Below are 18,201 nucleotides of genomic sequence, written 5' to 3'. Positions count from 1 at the left end.
CCCTGCTTGTAAGGCAGATGCTCTCCCAGCTGAGCTAACCGCCCATATATGGTGACCCTACCGGGATTCGAACCCGGGTTACCGCCGTGAAAGGGCGATGTCTTAACCGCTTGACCATAGGGCCTTATGTGACTAATTTAGTATAACTTATTTTTTTTTAGTTGTCAAATATTATTTATTTTTTTTGCAACACGTTATACTGTTTTGACGACAAAAATAATTATATGATAATTTAAAACAAAATGCAACATAAATAATATAAATTTCTCTTTATTTTATATAATTTTTTCACTTTTCTCTCCTTTTATTTCAAATAATAAGCAAAAACTAAACAATATATATAAATTTTTATAGTCTATGTCTTAAAAAATATACCTAATATATAATTTTAAGTTTAATGCTTTAAGAAAAATTAAAATATTTTGTAATGCTTAAATTACAACTTCTAATCTACCCTTTCCTAGTAAATTATAATCCCTATTTAATGTAGATTAATAAGTAAAATAATAATCAATATATCTTTACTAGCAAATATGCCCTTAGCATATGTAGAAAGTTTTTTATTGCTAAATTATTCTTATACTTGAAGAGCTAGAAACAAATAATAGCTAATAATAACCCCTACTATTACAAATATAAATAAAATTACCAGCAACTTAATTTAAAATACCGATTAGTTAAAAATAGATAATACATCTCTTATTAATAAAAAAATTAATGAAATAAGAATTATATTATGAATATTTGAAATATGAATAAAGATTATAATATTTTGCTACCTTAATTTTTTCCATATCCCTTACCCTATGCTTAAACTATTATAATAATAAGTATGACTAAGTATCGATTTAAATAGTTCAACTAACGTAGTTTTTAGCAGTATAATCAACAAACTAATGATTACAGGATAGAATATGTTAAAACCTAGAACAATTCTCTTAAATCTTAAATATTTAGTATATAAGAAATTATATTATGCTAATAAGCAAAAAATCCATTTAAACCTAACGGTTTAAATGGATTTTTTTATTTGGCAGGGACAAGAGGATTTGAACCCCTGACATCCGGTTTTGGAGACCGACGTTCTACCACTGAACTATGCCCCTTAATCATACTTTATTAGTATAATCTATTATGTTTTTTATGTCAACTATTATTTAAAAATCTAATATTTACAGTAAATATTAAAAAGGAAAAGCTGAAATACGCTTTTCCTCTTCTATATTACATATATCCCATTCCACCTGGCATTCCGCCACCAGCAGCTGCTACAGGATCTTCTTCTGTTACATCTGCTACAGCAGCTTCTGTTGTTAATAACATTGCTGCAACTGAAGAAGCATTTTGTAATGCTGATCTAGTAACTTTTGTAGGATCAACAATACCTGCATCTATCATATTTACATATTCTTCTTTATAAGCATCAAATCCAGTTCCCTTTTCTGAAGCTTTTACTTTTTCTACTATAACAGAACCTTCAAGTCCTGCATTAATAGCTATTTGTTTTAATGGTTCTTCTAATGCTCTTAAAATAATACTAACACCAGTTTTTTCGTCACTTTCAACTTCATCTAATAAGGTTTCAATTTTATCTAGTACGTTAATATATGCTGTTCCACCACCTGAAACAATACCTTCTTCAACTGCTGCTCTAGTAGCTGCTAAAGCATCTTCTAAACGTAATTTTCTTTCTTTTAATTCTGTTTCTGTTGCAGCTCCAACTTGAATTACAGCAACTCCCCCAGATAATTTAGCTAAACGTTCTTGAAGTTTTTCAGTATCGAATTCTGATTCAGTATTTTCTATTTGTTTTTTAATTTGAGAAACTCTATCTTTAATAGCTGAATCTTCACCTGCTCCATCAACTATAACTGTGTTTTCTTTAGAAACATTAACTTTTCTAGCAGATCCTAACATATCAATAGTAACATCTGAAAGCTCATAACCTAAATCTTCGCTAATAACTTCAGTATTTGTTAAAATTGCAATATCTGTTAACATTTCTTTTCTTCTATCACCAAAACCAGGAGCTTTTACAGCTACGCAGTTAAATGTTCCTCTTAATTTATTTATAACTAAAGTTGTCATAGCTTCACCTTCAACATCATCGGCTATGATTAATAATGGTTTGCTAGCTTTTACTACTTCTTCTAATACAGGAAGAATATCTTGGATATTTGAAATTTTCTTATCAGTAACTAAAATTAATGGATCTTCTAATTCTGCTTCCATTTTATCTGTATCTGTTACCATATATGGTGAAACATATCCTCTATCAAATTGCATTCCTTCTACAACTTCTAAAGTAGTTCCCATACTTTTTGACTCTTCTACTGTTATAACACCATCTTTTCCAACTTTTTCCATAGCTTCTGCTATCATTTGTCCTACTTGTTCATCTGCAGCTGATATAGCACCAACTTGTGCAATTGATTCACTTGTTTCAACTGGAATAGAAATATTTTTTATTTCTTCTACTGCTTTATCAACAGCTTTTTTTATACCCTTTTGTAAAACCATAGGATTTGCACCAGCTGCTAAGTTCTTTATACCTTCTCTAATAATAGCTTGAGCTAATAAAGTTGCAGTTGTTGTACCGTCACCAGCAACATCATTTGTTTTTGTAGCTACTTCTTTAACCAATTGAGCTCCCATATTTTCATATGGATCTTCTAATTCTACTTCTCTAGCAATAGTAACTCCATCATTAGTAATTAATGGTGAGCCAAATTGTTTGTCTAGTACAACATTTCTTCCCTTTGGTCCTAATGTAACTTTAACTGTATCAGATAATTTATTAACACCGTCAATTAAACCATTTCTAGCGTCAACACCAAATTTAATTTCTTTAGCCATTTATATTCTCCTCCTTATTTACTCAACAATTGCAAGAACATCTTCTAGTTTTACAATTATATATTCTTCATCATCTAATTTTACTTCTGTTCCTGAATATTTTGAATAAATTACTTTATCTCCAACATTAATTTTTATATTATTTTCATTATTTTCAATAGCATTAGAAACTGCTACAACTTCAGCTACTTGTGGTTTTTCCTTAGCTGAACTAGGCAATACAATACCTGAACTTGTTTTTTCTTCAACTTCTACCATTTTAACAACTATTCTTTCACCTATTGGTTTAAGTATCATTTAAAAAGCCTCCTTAGAATATTAGTCATTGTATTAGCACTCATTAATATTGACTGCTAATAATTACTCTTATATGATAACCTATTTAAAAAAATTTTTCAAGTATTTTATTTTCTGTAACTATAAATATTTGATGAGTTAAGGGAATAGTGATATTATTTATTAATATAAAGTAACTATATTTAAATTTAAAACACAGAAAGGATATAAAATGAAGGATAGTACAAAAATTGAAATTGCAAATGCCATAACCCATGGTTTAGGTGTCATTTTAGGGATATTATTTCTACTACTATTAGTTATTCCCAGTGCAAAGGAAGGAAACGCTTTAAAAGTAACAGCTTTTTCCATTTATGGAGCTTGCTTTATAACTATGTTTTTAAGTAGTACAATTTATCATTCTATAACAAATGAAAAGGCAAAAAAGGTTTTAAGAGTTTTAGATCATTCCTCAATATATCTTTTTATAGCAGGAACCTATATTCCAATTATTTTATTAGTTTTAAAAGGACCTTTGAGAATAATTCTTCTAATTCTAATTTCTGTTTTAGCACTTACAGGAATATTTTACAAAATTTTCACTTATGGTAAATATGATAAATATAAAAGATTATCTACTATTTTATATATAGCTATGGGATGGATTGCAGTATTCTTTATTAAACCTATTATAAATTCAACATCACTTATGTTTTTCTTCTGGATACTTTTAGGTGGATTGTTGTATAGTGGAGGTACTTATTTCTATAAAAGCGACTCTAAGTATGCTCATGTTATTTGGCATCTATTTGTTTTAGCGGCTGCTGTTACTCAATTCATTGCCATTTACTTCTATCTATTATAGTTTCTTTTATTATGATTTATCATATTGCAGTAGACTTCTTCCAATCAAAACTTTGTTTTTCTTGGGAAGTCCTTGTTTTTAATCATTATGAAATAAATTATTATAATAAGCAAAAAGACTAATCTTCTTCGATTAGTCTTTTATAAATTCTTCTAAATCCTCTTCATATATTATTTGTACGCCTAATTCTTGTGCTTTTGTAAGTTTACTTCCAGGATCTGTTCCTACTATAAGAAAGTCTGTATTTTTAGAAACTGATGACCCTGTCTTAGCACCTTTTTCTTTGAATATTTTTTCTAAATCTTTTCTTTTATAATTTTCAAAAGAACCGGTAATTACTATTCTTTTTTCATTAAACTTTTCACTTGCCACAAGTAGGCTTTCTTTTGGATTTTCAATTTTAATTCCTTTTGATAACAAGCTGCTTATTCCATTTACTATTTCTTCATCATGGAAGAATTCTACAATTGCCTCTGCAGTAATCTCGCCTATATCTTCAACTTGTATTAATTCTTCTACAGTTGCTTTTGATAGATTAGAAAATTCCTTAAACTTTTTAGCTAAGTCCTCACTAGTTTTTATTCCTACATTAGGTATTCCTATAGCATATATGAAGTTTTCCAATTTTACATTTTTGCTCTTTTCAATAGCTGTAAGTAAATTATTGGTTTTCTTTTCTTTAAAGCCTGGAATTTCAAGAAGGTCTTCTTCTTTTAAATCATATATTTGTGAAATTTGTCTAACATTTAAAATATCCAACATTTTTTCTACAGTTTTTTCACTTAAACCATCAATATTCATTGCATCTCTTGATGCAAAATGAACAAGTCTACTAACTAATTGAGGCTCGCAACTCATAGAATTTGGACAAAATATATGAACACCATCTTTTATTAAATCCGTATGACAGTAAGGACATTTTGTAGGTAATTCAATTGGAGTAGTTTTCCTACCATCATCTATTACTCCTAATATTTCCGGTATTACATCATTGGAACGTCTTATAAGTACCCTTGAATTTAATTCTACCTTTTTTCTTAATATATCATCATAATTATTTAAGGTTGCCCTTTGTACTGTTACATCTCCAATTTCTACCGGTTCTAGTATGGCAGATGGAGTAACCTTTCCGGTTCTTCCTACATTCCAAATTACATCTTTTAAAATTGTAGTTACTTCTTCCGGTGCAAATTTATAGGCAATTGCCCATCGTGGAAATTTATTAGTATAGCCTAGAACTTCCCGGGTTTTTAAATCATTTATTTTTATAACTGCACCATCTGTTAATATATCTATTGTTTTTCTATATTCATCTATATAGTTTATTGTTTCTTCTATTTCTTCTAAATTTTTAGCTATTCTAAAAAATTTATTAACTTTAAATTTATTTTCTTTTATAAAGTCAACCATTTCCAATTGACTAGAAAATTCTTTCCCTTCAATATATCCTATATTATAGAAAAATGCTGTTAAATGTCTTTTTTCAGTTTCTTTTGGGTTTAAATTTCTTAAGGCACCTGCTGCTGCATTTCGTGCATTTTTCAATTGTATTTCATTATTTTTATTATAATTTTCAAGTTCAGACAAAGGCATTAACCCCTCGCCCTGTACTTCCATAAGTCCCTTAAACTCTATTTCCAAAGGCACCGACCTAATAGTTTTAACTTGAGGTAAAATTTCTTCCCCTATAGTTCCATTGCCTCTCGTTGCTGCCATTTGTAATTTTCCATTATTATATGTTAAATTTATTGTTAAACCATCGAATTTTAATTCTATAATATATTTTAGTTCCGGTAGTTTATCTTCATTTATGGCATTGTAACTATTTACCATTTTCTCACATCTAACTACCCAGTCTTTCAATTCACCAAAGGTTTGGGCTTTATCTAAACTATATAGCGGATTTATATGATTATGCTTTACAAATCCTTCTAAAAGTACTTCCCCTACTCTTTGCGTTGGAGAAGTATCTTTTACATATCCTGTTTCTTTTTCTAAAGCTACTAATTCATCATATAATTTATCATATTCACTATCGGCTACTATTGGCTCATCTAAAGTATAATAATGATAATTAAGTTCTGTAACTCTCTTTATTAGTTCTTCTATTCTAGATATTTTATCCATTATAAAATCTCCAAAGGTGCTAAATTTTTATTTAATCTTTTTATACCCTTTCCATCAAAAGAAATTACTAATTCATCTCCATCGTCTTTTTCTGTTATAGATACTATTGTACCAATACCAAAGGACTTATGTTTTACCTTTTGCCCCATCTTTAAATCAATTCCTTCTAAGGTTTTCTTAGTTTGTTTTGTTTTTTTATAAAAAGGCTCTCTTAAATCATCAGCCATACTTTCCACAGATGAGGAATAACTCTCCCTAAAATTAGTATCAACTATAACCTTTGGTTTTTCTTCAAAAATATTATCTTTCATTTCCTCAATAAACCTCGATTCTTCCTTCATTATAGTTTTCCCAAAGACCCTTCTTGAACTGGAACTTGTTATAAATAACTTCTCTTCTGCCCTAGTAACTGCAACATAACATAGTCTTCTTTCCTCTTCAAGTCCATCTCTCTCATAGATAGACCTCTCACTTGGAAATAGACCTTCCTCCATACCAGTTAGAAACACAATCTTATATTCTAGTCCCTTTGCAGCATGGACCGTCATTAAACTTACTCCCTTGCCTTCTTCGTCGGTTTTGTCTACATCGGACAATAAACTAACAGAAGCTAAGTAGTCTTCTAGGGAAGGATTTTCTGCACCCTTTTCATAATCCATAATAGCTGTAATAAATGAACCTAAGTTTTCTATTCTGGTTTTGTCCTCTCGTAATTTAGATGCTTTTAACATACTTAAATATTCAGACTTTTCTAAAACCAATTCTACAAATTCTGAAACAGAATAGCTATTTATTTGCTCTTTTAAGTTTTCCATCATAAATAAAAATGACCTTAACTTTGCAGCTGTACCTTGTGCAACCATATGCAATAGGTCTCTTTTAATTAATTCATAAATAGAAATTCCAATATTGTTTGCTTCTGCCTCCAACTTTGCAATTGTAGCATCGCCAATTCCTCTTTTAGGGTAATTTATAATTCTTTTTAAAGAAATATTGTCATCTTGGTTAATAATAATTTTTAAATAAGCTATTAAATCTTTTATTTCTTTTCTATCATAGAATTTTAATCCACCAACTACATGATAATTTATACCTTCCCTTAATAGAGTTTCCTCAAAAATACGAGATTGAGAGTTTGTTCTATATAAAATAGCCATGTCTTCAAATTTATAGTGGTTGTACCTTAAATGTTCAATCCAATTTGTTACAACTATTGCTTCTTCTAAGTCTGAGCCTACTTTTTTATATATTACATCGTCACCTTCATCATTTTCGGTCCATAAATCCTTGTCTTTTCTTTCCTCGTTATTTTTAATAACAGAATTTGCAACTTTTAAAATTTTCTTTGTCGATCTATAGTTTTGTTCAAGTAAAATAATCTTTGCATCTTTAAAGTCTTTTTCAAAGTTTAATATATTGGTAATATCCGCTCCTCGCCAACCATAAATAGATTGATCCCCGTCGCCTACTACACAAATATTATTATTACCCTTAGTTAAAAAACGAATTAAATTATATTGACTTTTATTTGTATCTTGGTATTCATCAACGAAAATATATTTGAACCTACCTGAATACTTTTTTGCAATATCTGGACATGTTTCAAATAATTCCAATGTTTTTAAAATTAAATCATCAAAATCTAAAGAATTATATAGTTTTGTCTTTTTCTCATACTCTTCAAATAATTCACCAAAGATTTTAAGTTGAGGATTGTCCTTGTATATACTGTCTAAGTATTCTCTGCCTTCTCCTATATTTTTCGTATTACTTAATACAGATAAAAAAGCGTTAATTGGAAATTCCTTAACTTCTAGATTCTTTTCTCTTAAGATTTCTTTAACTAAGGAAATTTGGTCGGCCCTATCGTAAATTGTAAAATTGGATGTATATCCTATATGGGTTATTTCCCTTCTTAATATTCTTGTACAAATAGAATGGAAAGTTCCTATCCACATATCCGATACATCATATCCTAATAATTTTTCAACTCTATTTTTCATTTCAGATGCTGCTTTATTAGTAAAGGTAATTGCTAATATTTCATATTTATTACAAAGTCCCTGTTCTAAAATATATGCAATTCTTGTAGTTAAAACTTTTGTTTTGCCACTACCGGCGCCTGCTAAAACCAATAAAGGTCCCTCTGTCGTTGTTACAGCCTCTTTCTGTTTTGTATTTAAATTGTCTAATAAATTCATTACTACTCCTATTTTAAATCAAAAAAATAAGGCCTAAAAAGGCTTATTTTTCAAAATATATTCACTAAAAACCCTGCTTTTCCTACTTATTATTATACCATATATCAATTTTAAAATAATATAATATAAGAAAAAAGAGGTAATTTTATAACCTCTTATTGTAATACTGTAAAGTATAATATAACTAAAATACCTAAAGCTATTCTATACCAACCGAATATTTTAAAATCGTGTTTTTTAACATAGTTTATTAAAAATTTAATAGTTGCTACTGATACTATAAATGATACTAGTGAAGCTACTAAAAGTAAAGTAATTTCAAATCCTGTAAATGCAAATCCAAATTTTAATAATTTAATAAAACTTGCACCAAACATAACGGGAATCGCTAAAAAGAATGTAAATTCCGCTGCTATTGTTCTAGATAAACCAATGGAAATACCACCAAGAATTGTTGCACCTGACCTTGATACACCTGGGAATATTCCTGCTATCATTTGAAAAACACCTATTATTATTGCAGCTTGATATGTAATATCATTAATAGAATTAATTTTAGCTGTTTTTTCTGTATTTCTATTTTCAACTAATATAAATAGTATACCTACTATTATTAGTGCTAAAGCTATTGGAATAGGCTTATGGAATAATTCCTCAAATTTATCATCAAAAGGAATAATTAACGCCGCAGGTAAACAGGCAATAACAATTTTTATCCACATTATCATTTTGTTTTTATTAACTAAAATCTTTCCTTCCTTTTTTCTAAAGGGAAAAATCTTCTTCCAATATATTACTACTACAGCTAAAATTGCTCCTAATTGTATTACAACTGTAAACATAGACATAAATTGTTCTGAAACATTCATCTTTAAAAATTCATCTACTAAAATTATATGTCCTGTTGAACTAATTGGTAGCCATTCTGTTATACCTTCTACAATACCAAGTATAATTGCTTTTAAAATTTCTATCATATTTCACCTCTCATACATTTTTACATTATACAACAAAAAGAGCCTTTTGGCTCTTTTTTTCTAAAAATCCGCTGCTTTAACTTCAGCCCATATTTCACTATATACAGAATTTATATCCCTTGGGTTTTTAAATATCTCTAATTTTCCTAAAGTTGATAAGTCCGGATATGCTACCTTACTATTTTGTATTTCTTCATCTAATAATTTTACCGCCTCTATATTTGGAGAAGAGTATCCTATATATTCAGCAATTTTTGCTGCATTTTCCGGTTCCAATATATAGTTAATAAATTTTTCTGCATTTTTTACATTTTTAGCATTTTTAGGAATTGCCATAGAATCGAACCATAAATTTGTACCTTCCTTTGGCACAATATATTTTAAGTCCGGGTTTTCCGACATGGCATCCATTGCATCACCGGAATAGGCCGGTGCTAATGCAGCTTCATTATTAACCATTTGTCCCTTCATTTCATCTACTAAATAAGCTCTTACAATTGGTTTTTGCTTTATTAAGTCCTTTTTTGCAATTTCCAATTCCTTAAGATTTCTACTGTTCATAGAAAACCCATTTTTTATTAAAGCTATTCCTATTGAATCCCTAGTAGAATCCATCATTATTATTTTATGTGCATATTTTTTATTCCATAATATTTCCCAAGAATCTACTTTATCGTCAACTAATTTTTCATTATAAAGTATTCCTACAGTTCCCCAAAAATAAGGTATAGAATATTTTTGTTCCGAATCGTACTCCATGTTTAAATATTCTTTACCTATATTTTTAATATTCGGTATATTATCCATATTTATAGGTTGAATCATACCTTCCTCTATTAATCTTTCAACCATATAGTCTGAGGGAAAAATCAAATCATAAGTTGAACCACCTTCTTTTATTTTCATATACATATCTTCATTTTGAGTAAATTGCTCGTAAATTACCTTTATACCTGTATCCTCTTCAAAGGATTTTAATACAGATTCATCAATATACTCTCCCCAGTTGTATACATAGACCTTTTCACCTTTTATTGTTTTATTATTACAACTGGACAATAAAAAAATAGATAGTATTAATATCATTAGGATTTTTACTTTTTTCAAATAACACCTCCTATAAATTTTTTTCATCTTCAGAATCTTTCGAAGTTTTATATACTATAAACAAAAGTATTAAAATTGATAAAAACATTAAAGTTGATAAAGCATTAATAGCCGGATTTATTCCTCTTCTTGCCATTGAATACACTGTTACTGAAAGGGTATTAAATCCGTTTCCCGTAGTAAAATAAGATACAACAAAATCATCTAGGGATAATGTAAAGGCAAGAATAGCTCCTGAAATAATACCTGTTTTTATTTCCGGAATTATTATTTTCCTAAAGGTATAAAAGGGTGTAGCTCCTAAGTCCATTGCTGCTTCCGGTAAGGATTTACTCATTTGTTTTAATTTAGGTAATATAGTTAAAACAACATAGGGAGTTGTAAACATTATATGGGATAGTAAAACTGTTATAAACCCATTTTCCATTGCAACTAACCTAAATAAAACCATAACCGATACTGCTGTAACTATATCGGGATTTAATACAGGAATATAATTAATATTTAATACTAGGGATTTTTTCCAGTTTTTCATATAGTATATTCCTATTGCTGCCATAGTGCCTAAAGCAGTAGCTACTAATGTTGCTAATACAGCTATTATTATAGTATTGGAAAAGGAAGATAGAATTTCCTCATTTTTAAATAATTCCTCATACCATTTTAATGTAAAGCCACTCCAAGTAGTTTTTAATTTAGAATTATTAAAAGAAAAAATCATTAGAAAAATTATTGGTGCATATAAAAATAAAAAAACTAAAAATATATAAAAATTCTTCAATTTTTTTACCATAATCCACCTCCTATTTTTTCTTCACTACTATCAAACTTATTGGTAATCATCATAATTATTAAAATTATTGCCATTAGTACCATACTAATTGCTGAACCATAATTCCAATCTCCAACTACTCTAAATTGATTTTCTATAACATTACCAATTAAATTTATTTTATTGCCACCTAGTAAAGCAGAAATTTCAAATGTTGATATTGCCGGAATAAACACCATTGTAATTCCGGTTATTACTCCCGGTAGACTCATTGGAAAAATAATTTTCCAAAATGTTTGCATCTGTGTTGCTCCTAAGTCTGCAGATGCTTCCAGTAAGGAGTTATCTATTTTTTCAATTACAGTATAAATTGGCAAAATCATAAAGGGTAGGAAATTATAAACCATTCCAACAATAATAGCTCCCTTAGTGTAAATTAAATTTAAAGGTTCTATACCAAATCTACCAAGGAAGTTATTTATAATTCCATTTGTAGCTAAAATATTCATCCAAGCATAGGTTCTTAATAAGAAATTCATCCACATTGGTAATATAACAAGTAAAATCATAATGGATCTTTTTCTTAAGGATAGTTTTGAAATCCAATATGCCATAGGATATCCAATTATTAAACATACAATAGTACATACAAAGGCAATTTTTATTGAATTATAAAAAACCCTTAAATTAATTGATTTAAAAAATTTTATAAAATTATCTAATGTAAAACCTGCTATTTCACCGGATTTTAATGCATAATATAAAACCATAATTATTGGAATAATAATAAATATAGATATCCAAATAATATATGGATAGGCTAGTTTTCTAAATCTCATCTATATTACCTTCCTCATTATATGAATATTTTCCGGAGTGATTATCATTCCCGTCCTATCATTTACCTCTTTAGATAATGTTGACTGTACTAAATATTTAAATCCCTTTACATCTATATTCATTTCATAATGAACACCTTTAAATACAACAGATTCAACAACACCTACTAACATTCCCTTGTCTTCCGGGACTAATTCAATGTCTTCAGGTCTAACAACTACATCAACTTTTTCATTTTTATTAAAACCCTTATCTACGCATTTAAACTCATAATCTGAAAATGTTACTAGAAAATCCTCATTCATTATTCCATCAATTATGTTACTTTCCCCAATAAAATCTGCAACAAAAGCATTCTCCGGCTCGTTATAAATATCTATTGGACTACCAATTTGCTGAATTATGCCCTTATTTAATACTACAATTTTATCACTCATACTTAGGGCTTCTTCTTGATCATGAGTTACATATATAAAGGTAATACCAATTCTTTGTTGAATATTTTTTAATTCAACCTGCATATCCTGTCTTAGTTTTAAATCTAATGCACCTAAAGGCTCATCTAATAATAAAACCTTAGGTTCATTTACCAAAGCTCTGGCTATGGCAACTCTTTGTTGTTGTCCACCACTTAAGGCCTCTATATTTCTTTTTTCAAATCCCGATAAATTCACTAGCCTTAACATTTCAGAAACTTTCTTATCTATTTCTTTTTTAGGCATTTTTCTTATTTTTAATCCAAAAGCTATATTTTCATAAACATTCATATTTGGAAATAAAGCATATTTTTGAAAAACGGTATTTATATTCCTTTCATAAGGAGGTATATTACTAATATTTTTCCCTTCAAAAATTACTTCACCACTATCTGGTGTTGTAAAGCCCGCTATAATTCTTAAGGTAGTTGTCTTTCCACAACCACTAGGGCCTAATAAAGTTAAAAACTCCCCTTGTTTTATATTTAAATTCAAATTATCCAATATTAAATCATCATCAAATTTCTTTGAAATATTTTTTAACTCAATAGTATTATTCATAATACCTCCTAAAAATTTGGTGGATTTGTAATCCAAATTAATTTTGCTTTCTTTTCATTATTGTTAAGAATAACCCTTGTCTTATTACCCTTTGTATAAAAACATTCTCCACTATTTACAATATATTCCTTATTGTTTAAACAAAGTTTTACTTGACCTTCCAAAACATAACCAAACTCCTCTCCTTCATTAGGAGAATAGGTTTTACTTTTACCCTTTGCTTCAATTTCCAAGATTATTGGTTCCATATTGTTTTTTTGTGCATTTGGAACAATCCATTTAATTAAATTTAAATTTTCATCATCTATATTTTCAATATAGTCATCCTTAGTAAATACAATTTGTTCTTCCTTTTCCTCTTTGAAAAATTCCGACATATTAGTACCTAAAGCTTCCAATATTACAAAAAGAGAATCTACTGAGGGCGAAGTTAAATCCCTTTCAACTTGAGATATAAACCCCTTAGTTAAGTCTGCTCTTTCCGCTAATTCTTCTTGAGTTAAATTTAGCGAAATCCTTCTATTTTTTATTTTTTCTCCAATTTCCATAACAACCTCACCATATTAAACTTTTTGTATAATTTATTAAATTACAAGAATATTATAGCAATGAAAAATTTTTTTGCAATAGTTTTTTAAATTTATTATTTAATATATTAAACTTTTAAGAAATAAAAAATATTATAAATAAGAAAAAGCTTCTTATCTATAATATTTTTTAAGTTTTGAGTTTTTTGACCTTCTTCTAGTTTTAGGACTAACACTATTAGCAAGGTCCTGAACGTATTTTACTACTACTTCTTTTTTATCTATTTTTACATAGAAAGTTTCAAAAAACCTTATAATATCAAATTTTAATTGTTCCTTTTGTTTTTCCTTATATGTCCAAATATTATCTATGTTTAAATAAATATCTGTAAGTTTTTCAATATATTTGTCATTAACCTTAGAAATTCTAGTAATATTTTTTATAAACACCTGGGAAGTCTTAAAATATTCATCATTAATATGAGAAAAATATTCCTCTGCTATTTCATTAAAGAGATTTTTTTCATCTACAGAAATTAAGTTTGCTATTAGAGTTGAACCTATATTCCTATAATTATAATCCTCATTTTTAATTAAAGAATAAAATTCATTCCAATATTCATAAAATAGTTTTGGATTTTCTAAACTAGCCTTATTTAATATTTCATAACAATGTAAAACAATTTTAATGTCTGAATTATTTAATAATTCTTTTACAATCCTATCTCTTAAAATTTTCTTTTCTTGTACTTCTTTTACAAAATATTCTAAGTTATAATCATCTTTTTTTAATTCTTCAATAATTTCTACCATATCTAATCCTTTATTTATTCCTATAATTTAAAAATATTAAACAATAATAAAAAGGCAAATATATTTTATAATATACTTGCCTAAGTCTTTAAAAACTTCTTCCAGCTCCTCCACCACCAGATGAGCCTCCTCCTCCGGAGAATCCTCCACCGGTACCTCTGCCACCGGAGCCTCCAAATCCTCCAAAGCCACCGTAATAACCACCACGGTAGTATCTTCTTCTACTTCCACTACTAGGACCATTAAAATTATTGCTGCCAAATATAGAGCTAATAACAATTATAACAATTATTATTCCAATAATTTTACCTACAGAAAAATTATCCTCTGACGTTTTCTCTAAGTCTTCTACATAGTCTGAATAATTTCCCTCTATTTCAATGTTATATTCCTGTATTACCTGAGAAACAACTGCATTAAACCCTTCTTTTAGACCTTCATCAAAAGTGGATTTATTATCTCTGTCAAAATATGGAAGCATATATTCATCTATTATACGACCAACTTTTGCATCATTTAATATTCCTTCTAAACCATAGCCTACTTCTATTCTAACTTGGTATTTGTCATCTAAAGGTTCATAACCTAGTAGAATTAAAACTCCATTGTTTTCTTCCTTATCACCTATACCAAATTTCCTATACATTTGTAATGCATAATCTTCTCTGGGGATTCCTTCTAAATCATTTATAGTAGCTACTACTATTTGTGCCTTAGTTTTTCCTTCAATTTCTATATTTGTATTCATAATATGTTCTTTAGTGCTATTAGAAATAACATTCATTTCATCATAAACATAAAAATCGCTAGTTGGATTAGGAATAGCAAAAGATACATTGCTAATAAAAATAGTTAATAGCGTTACTAAGATAACTAATTTCTTTTTCATAAAAAATCCTAGTCGAAATTAACTTCCGGTGCGTCCTGTGCTGATTCCGGTGCTTCAAAATATTCAGCTTTTTCAAAACCCATTATTCCGGCGATTATTGATGTAGGAAATCTTCTTACTTTTGCATTATATGTTTTTACAACAGCATTATAGTCTTTTCTTGCTACAGCTATTCTATTTTCTGTTCCTGCTAGTTCATCTTGTAAACTTAGAAAGTTTTGATTAGCCTTTAAATCTGGATAAGCTTCAACTGCTATATTAATAGCCCTTGTTAAATTTTCATTTGCCTGTGCTAGTTCTTCCGGTGATTTTGCCTTATCGATTCCTGACCTTGCTTCAGTAATATTTGTTAAAGTCTCTTCCTCATGAGTAGCATATCCCTTAACTGTATTAACTAAACTCGGTATTAAATCAGCCCTTCTTTGAACTGCCGTTTGAACATCTGCATAGGAGTTATTTACATTTTCATCTAAGCCTACTAAGTTATTATATGGCCCAATAAGCATTAGGCCTATTCCAGCAAGTATAACCAAAATAATTATTATTGGTACTAAAATCTTCTTATTTTTCATTACTTTCTCCTTATTCCTCTATTTTAAATATTTCCATTTTCTCTATTGCATCATCTACTAATTTATCTATATCCAAATTCTTTTCACTTGCTTGTATATCTCTAAGTCTAGGTTTTGTTACAGGTCTTCTTGGTAAAAATACAGTGCAACAATCTTCAAAAGGTAAAATTGAAGTTTCATATGTTCCTATTTCTCTGGATATTTCTATTATTTCTGTTTTATCCATTGCAATTAAAGGTCTTAATATCGGCATTTCTACAGCTTGGTTTATTACAGAAACCCCTTGAATAGTTTGACTTGCAACTTGACCTAGGCTTTCACCTGTAATTAATGCATCATATTCATATTTTTGTGATAGTTTTTCACCTATTCTCATCATAAATCTTCGGGATAGTATAGTCATTTCCCTTTCTCTACATTTTTCATTAATCTCTTTTTGAATAGGTAGTAAATTAATACTATACATAGTAATTTTCCCTGTATAGTAGGATAATTGTTTAGCTAAATCCTTAACTTTTTCTACAGACCTATCTGAAGTAAAAGGATAACTGTGAAAATGTAGTGCCGATATTTCCACCCCTCTTTTAGCAAGTAAAAAACCTGCAACAGGACTATCTATTCCACCGGATAAAAGTAAAAGTCCTCTTCCGGAACTTCCTATAGGCAAACCTCCCCAGCCTTTAGTTCTATCTGAATAAATATAAACATTTTGTTTTACATCAACATAAATTTTAAAATCAGGATTATGAACATCTACCTTTAATAGATTTCCAAATTGTTTTAAAACCGCTCCTCCTAATCTAGGATTTAATTCCGGCGATTTAAACTTAAAACTCTTATCAACTCTATTTACTTCTACTTTAAAGCTAGCTTCCTCTGTAAGATTTTTTTCCCTTACAAATTCTACAATTCCTTTTTCCATTTTTTCAATGTCTTTTTCAACCTTTAAACAAGGGCTAATATATATTATTCCAAAAACCTTTTTAATTGATTTTATCATTTCCGGAAAATCTTCTTTATTTGCCTTAATATAAAGTTTCCCCTGTTCCTTATAATGTTTCTCAATATTAAATTCCTTTATAGAATTTAACACCTTCTTTACTGCTCTATCTTCAAAAACTCTTCTATTACTTCCCTTTAAGGTTAATTCCCCAAAACTAACTGATATATACCAGTCCATTAATTCCTCCTAATAATACTTCTAATTTCTTTAATATATTTTACCAAACTATTATAAAAAATATCTATTTCTTCAATTCTTGTATATTTTGAAAAAGATATTCTTATTGTACCATCTTCATAGCCTTTAGGTAAATTAATAGCTTCAACTACTCTGCTTTTTTTATTTCTTCCACAAGCAGAACCTGTTGAAATATATATTTCTTCCATTTCTAAATAATGTAACAAAACCTCTGCTCTTATATCTTTAAAAGACACACTTAAAATATAGGGACTGGAGTTTTCTAAAGTTGAATTTATAATAGTATCTTCTATATTTAATAACTTTTCCATTAAATATTTTTTAATATTATAAACTTTGTCAAAATTACTGTTCATATTTTCATATGCTACTTTAGACATTTCCCCTAAAGCAACTATTCCCGGAATATTTTCAGTACCGGGAGAAATATTTCTCTCCTGACCACCACCAAATAATATTGGTTTTATTTTTAAACCATCTTTTATATATATGGCGCCTATTCCTTTAGGTCCATGTATCTTATGGCCACTTATTGTGTATATGTCAATTTTACATTTATTAATATCTATAGGAATTTTCCCAAATCCCTGAATTCCATCAACATGAAAAATTGTGTTTCTATTTTTTCTTTTAATTATTTCGCCAATTTTTTCTAAATCCTGTATAGTTCCTAATTCATTATTAACATGCATAATTGAAACCAATTTAGTATTTTTATTAATTGCCTTTTCTAAATCTTCTAAATTAATATAACCCTTAGAATTTACTTTCAAAACAATAACTTTTCTTTCACTAATTTCATGGTATGGATTAAAAACAGAAGAATGCTCTATTTCAGTAGTAATATATTCATCATTTTTATTTCCTGAATAATTTCCTAAAATAGCAATATTATTACTTTCTGTTCCAGAAGAGGTGAAATAAATTTCCTTTTCCTTTACACCTAACGAATCTGCTAATAATTTTCTGGCATTATTTAAAATTTTTTCTGCCTTATGACCAAAATCATATAAGGCAGAGGGATTTCCGAAATTATTTTTCATTACATCTATCATTTTTTCTATTGCAATATCATCAACTTTTGTAGTTGCTGCATTATCTAAATATATCATAACTACCTCTTTATATTCTATAATATTAT

The 18,201-nt window shown here is 28.5% G+C and carries 16 protein-coding genes and 2 tRNA genes; 1 reads left to right on the top strand and 17 read right to left on the bottom strand.

Going from position 1 to position 18,201, the window contains the following annotated elements:
* Positions 1–49: 49 nt before the first annotated feature.
* The 4 genes from WAO56_RS04870 to WAO56_RS04855 all read right to left on the bottom strand — a co-directional run bounded on the left by WAO56_RS04870 (position 50) and on the right by WAO56_RS04855 (position 3,153).
* Positions 50–124: transfer RNA gene (locus WAO56_RS04870), tRNA-Glu, on the bottom strand.
* A gap of 907 nt (positions 125–1,031) precedes the next feature.
* Positions 1,032–1,106, bottom strand: a tRNA-Trp gene (locus WAO56_RS04865).
* A gap of 118 nt (positions 1,107–1,224) precedes the next feature.
* Positions 1,225–2,856 (bottom strand): chaperonin GroEL, encoded by a 1,632-nt coding sequence (gene groL / locus WAO56_RS04860; RefSeq protein WP_422145140.1) that lies wholly within the window; start codon positions 2,854–2,856, stop codon positions 1,225–1,227.
* 18 nt (positions 2,857–2,874) lie between these two features.
* Positions 2,875–3,153: a co-chaperone GroES gene (locus tag WAO56_RS04855; RefSeq protein WP_422145139.1), complete on the bottom strand. Its 279-nt coding sequence runs from the start codon at positions 3,151–3,153 to the stop codon at positions 2,875–2,877.
* A gap of 211 nt (positions 3,154–3,364) precedes the next feature.
* On the opposite strand from WAO56_RS04855, the gene trhA reads away from it, so the two are divergent.
* On the top strand, positions 3,365–3,997 hold the full coding sequence (trhA, locus tag WAO56_RS04850) for a PAQR family membrane homeostasis protein TrhA (protein ID WP_422145138.1): 633 nt from the start codon (positions 3,365–3,367) through the stop codon (positions 3,995–3,997).
* A gap of 132 nt (positions 3,998–4,129) precedes the next feature.
* On the opposite strand, the gene ligA is transcribed toward trhA, so the two are convergent.
* The 13 genes from ligA to WAO56_RS04785 form a co-directional block, all read right to left on the bottom strand.
* Complete coding sequence (gene ligA, locus WAO56_RS04845; RefSeq protein ID WP_422145137.1) at positions 4,130–6,124, bottom strand: NAD-dependent DNA ligase LigA; 1,995 nt, start codon at positions 6,122–6,124, stop codon at positions 4,130–4,132.
* Positions 6,124–8,325, bottom strand: a complete 2,202-nt coding sequence (locus WAO56_RS04840) for an ATP-dependent helicase (RefSeq protein WP_422145136.1) — start codon at positions 8,323–8,325, stop codon at positions 6,124–6,126. The genes ligA and WAO56_RS04840 overlap by 1 nt, the downstream gene beginning before the upstream one ends.
* A 155-nt stretch (positions 8,326–8,480) precedes the next feature.
* Complete coding sequence (locus WAO56_RS04835) at positions 8,481–9,302, bottom strand: undecaprenyl-diphosphate phosphatase (RefSeq protein WP_422145135.1); 822 nt, start codon at positions 9,300–9,302, stop codon at positions 8,481–8,483.
* A 60-nt stretch (positions 9,303–9,362) separates the two neighbouring features.
* Complete coding sequence (locus WAO56_RS04830) at positions 9,363–10,436, bottom strand: ABC transporter substrate-binding protein (RefSeq protein ID WP_422145134.1); 1,074 nt, start codon at positions 10,434–10,436, stop codon at positions 9,363–9,365.
* The gene (locus WAO56_RS04825) at positions 10,420–11,202 is read right to left on the bottom strand and encodes an ABC transporter permease (RefSeq protein WP_422145133.1); all 783 of its coding nucleotides are present in this window, start codon (positions 11,200–11,202) and stop codon (positions 10,420–10,422) included. The genes WAO56_RS04830 and WAO56_RS04825 overlap by 17 nt, the downstream gene beginning before the upstream one ends.
* Complete coding sequence (locus WAO56_RS04820; RefSeq protein WP_422145132.1) at positions 11,196–12,020, bottom strand: ABC transporter permease; 825 nt, start codon at positions 12,018–12,020, stop codon at positions 11,196–11,198. Before WAO56_RS04820 ends, WAO56_RS04825 begins: the two co-directional genes overlap by 7 nt.
* Complete coding sequence (gene potA / locus WAO56_RS04815; protein WP_422145131.1) at positions 12,021–13,058, bottom strand: spermidine/putrescine ABC transporter ATP-binding protein; 1,038 nt, start codon at positions 13,056–13,058, stop codon at positions 12,021–12,023. It lies immediately after the preceding gene.
* Positions 13,059–13,066: 8 nt separating this feature from the next.
* Positions 13,067–13,606: a helix-turn-helix domain-containing protein gene (locus WAO56_RS04810; RefSeq protein ID WP_422145130.1), complete on the bottom strand. Its 540-nt coding sequence runs from the start codon at positions 13,604–13,606 to the stop codon at positions 13,067–13,069.
* A gap of 153 nt (positions 13,607–13,759) precedes the next feature.
* Entirely contained in the window at positions 13,760–14,398 is a 639-nt protein-coding gene (locus WAO56_RS04805; protein WP_422145129.1) for a hypothetical protein, read from the bottom strand.
* Between the two features lie 88 nt (positions 14,399–14,486).
* The gene (locus WAO56_RS04800) at positions 14,487–15,287 is read right to left on the bottom strand and encodes a TPM domain-containing protein (RefSeq protein ID WP_422145128.1); all 801 of its coding nucleotides are present in this window, start codon (positions 15,285–15,287) and stop codon (positions 14,487–14,489) included.
* A gap of 8 nt (positions 15,288–15,295) precedes the next feature.
* Positions 15,296–15,859, bottom strand: coding sequence for a LemA family protein (locus WAO56_RS04795; protein WP_422145127.1), 564 nt, complete (start codon positions 15,857–15,859; stop codon positions 15,296–15,298).
* A gap of 10 nt (positions 15,860–15,869) precedes the next feature.
* Entirely contained in the window at positions 15,870–17,039 is a 1,170-nt protein-coding gene (gene thiI / locus WAO56_RS04790) for a tRNA uracil 4-sulfurtransferase ThiI (protein WP_422145126.1), read from the bottom strand.
* Positions 17,039–18,172 (bottom strand): cysteine desulfurase family protein, encoded by a 1,134-nt coding sequence (locus WAO56_RS04785; RefSeq protein WP_422145125.1) that lies wholly within the window; start codon positions 18,170–18,172, stop codon positions 17,039–17,041. The genes thiI and WAO56_RS04785 overlap by 1 nt, the downstream gene beginning before the upstream one ends.
* Between the last annotated feature and the right edge of the window lie 29 nt (positions 18,173–18,201).

Origin of the sequence: Miniphocaeibacter sp. (assembly GCF_049276255.1) — a bacterium.
Taxonomy (GTDB): Bacteria; Bacillota; Clostridia; order Tissierellales; family Peptoniphilaceae; genus Miniphocaeibacter.
Note: the sequence above shows the minus strand (reverse complement) of the source record. Positions and strands in the feature narration are given on the sequence as shown.

What these genes read in the sequence shown, in the direction of transcription:
- groL (WP_422145140.1), bottom strand. Translation starts at nt 2,856, where the DNA reads ATGGCTAAAGAAATTAAATTTGGTGTTGACGCTAGAAATGGTTTAATT.
- WAO56_RS04855 (WP_422145139.1), bottom strand. Translation starts at nt 3,153, where the DNA reads ATGATACTTAAACCAATAGGTGAAAGAATAGTTGTTAAAATGGTAGAA.
- trhA (WP_422145138.1), top strand. Translation starts at nt 3,365, where the DNA reads ATGAAGGATAGTACAAAAATTGAAATTGCAAATGCCATAACCCATGGT.
- ligA (WP_422145137.1), bottom strand. Translation starts at nt 6,124, where the DNA reads ATGGATAAAATATCTAGAATAGAAGAACTAATAAAGAGAGTTACAGAA.
- WAO56_RS04840 (WP_422145136.1), bottom strand. Translation starts at nt 8,325, where the DNA reads ATGAATTTATTAGACAATTTAAATACAAAACAGAAAGAGGCTGTAACA.
- WAO56_RS04835 (WP_422145135.1), bottom strand. Translation starts at nt 9,302, where the DNA reads ATGATAGAAATTTTAAAAGCAATTATACTTGGTATTGTAGAAGGTATA.
- WAO56_RS04830 (WP_422145134.1), bottom strand. Translation starts at nt 10,436, where the DNA reads ATGAAAAAAATTTATAGGAGGTGTTATTTGAAAAAAGTAAAAATCCTA.
- WAO56_RS04825 (WP_422145133.1), bottom strand. Translation starts at nt 11,202, where the DNA reads ATGGTAAAAAAATTGAAGAATTTTTATATATTTTTAGTTTTTTTATTT.
- WAO56_RS04820 (WP_422145132.1), bottom strand. Translation starts at nt 12,020, where the DNA reads ATGAGATTTAGAAAACTAGCCTATCCATATATTATTTGGATATCTATA.
- potA (WP_422145131.1), bottom strand. Translation starts at nt 13,058, where the DNA reads ATGAATAATACTATTGAGTTAAAAAATATTTCAAAGAAATTTGATGAT.
- WAO56_RS04810 (WP_422145130.1), bottom strand. Translation starts at nt 13,606, where the DNA reads ATGGAAATTGGAGAAAAAATAAAAAATAGAAGGATTTCGCTAAATTTA.
- WAO56_RS04805 (WP_422145129.1), bottom strand. Translation starts at nt 14,398, where the DNA reads ATGGTAGAAATTATTGAAGAATTAAAAAAAGATGATTATAACTTAGAA.
- WAO56_RS04800 (WP_422145128.1), bottom strand. Translation starts at nt 15,287, where the DNA reads ATGAAAAAGAAATTAGTTATCTTAGTAACGCTATTAACTATTTTTATT.
- WAO56_RS04795 (WP_422145127.1), bottom strand. Translation starts at nt 15,859, where the DNA reads ATGAAAAATAAGAAGATTTTAGTACCAATAATAATTATTTTGGTTATA.
- thiI (WP_422145126.1), bottom strand. Translation starts at nt 17,039, where the DNA reads ATGGACTGGTATATATCAGTTAGTTTTGGGGAATTAACCTTAAAGGGA.
- WAO56_RS04785 (WP_422145125.1), bottom strand. Translation starts at nt 18,172, where the DNA reads ATGATATATTTAGATAATGCAGCAACTACAAAAGTTGATGATATTGCA.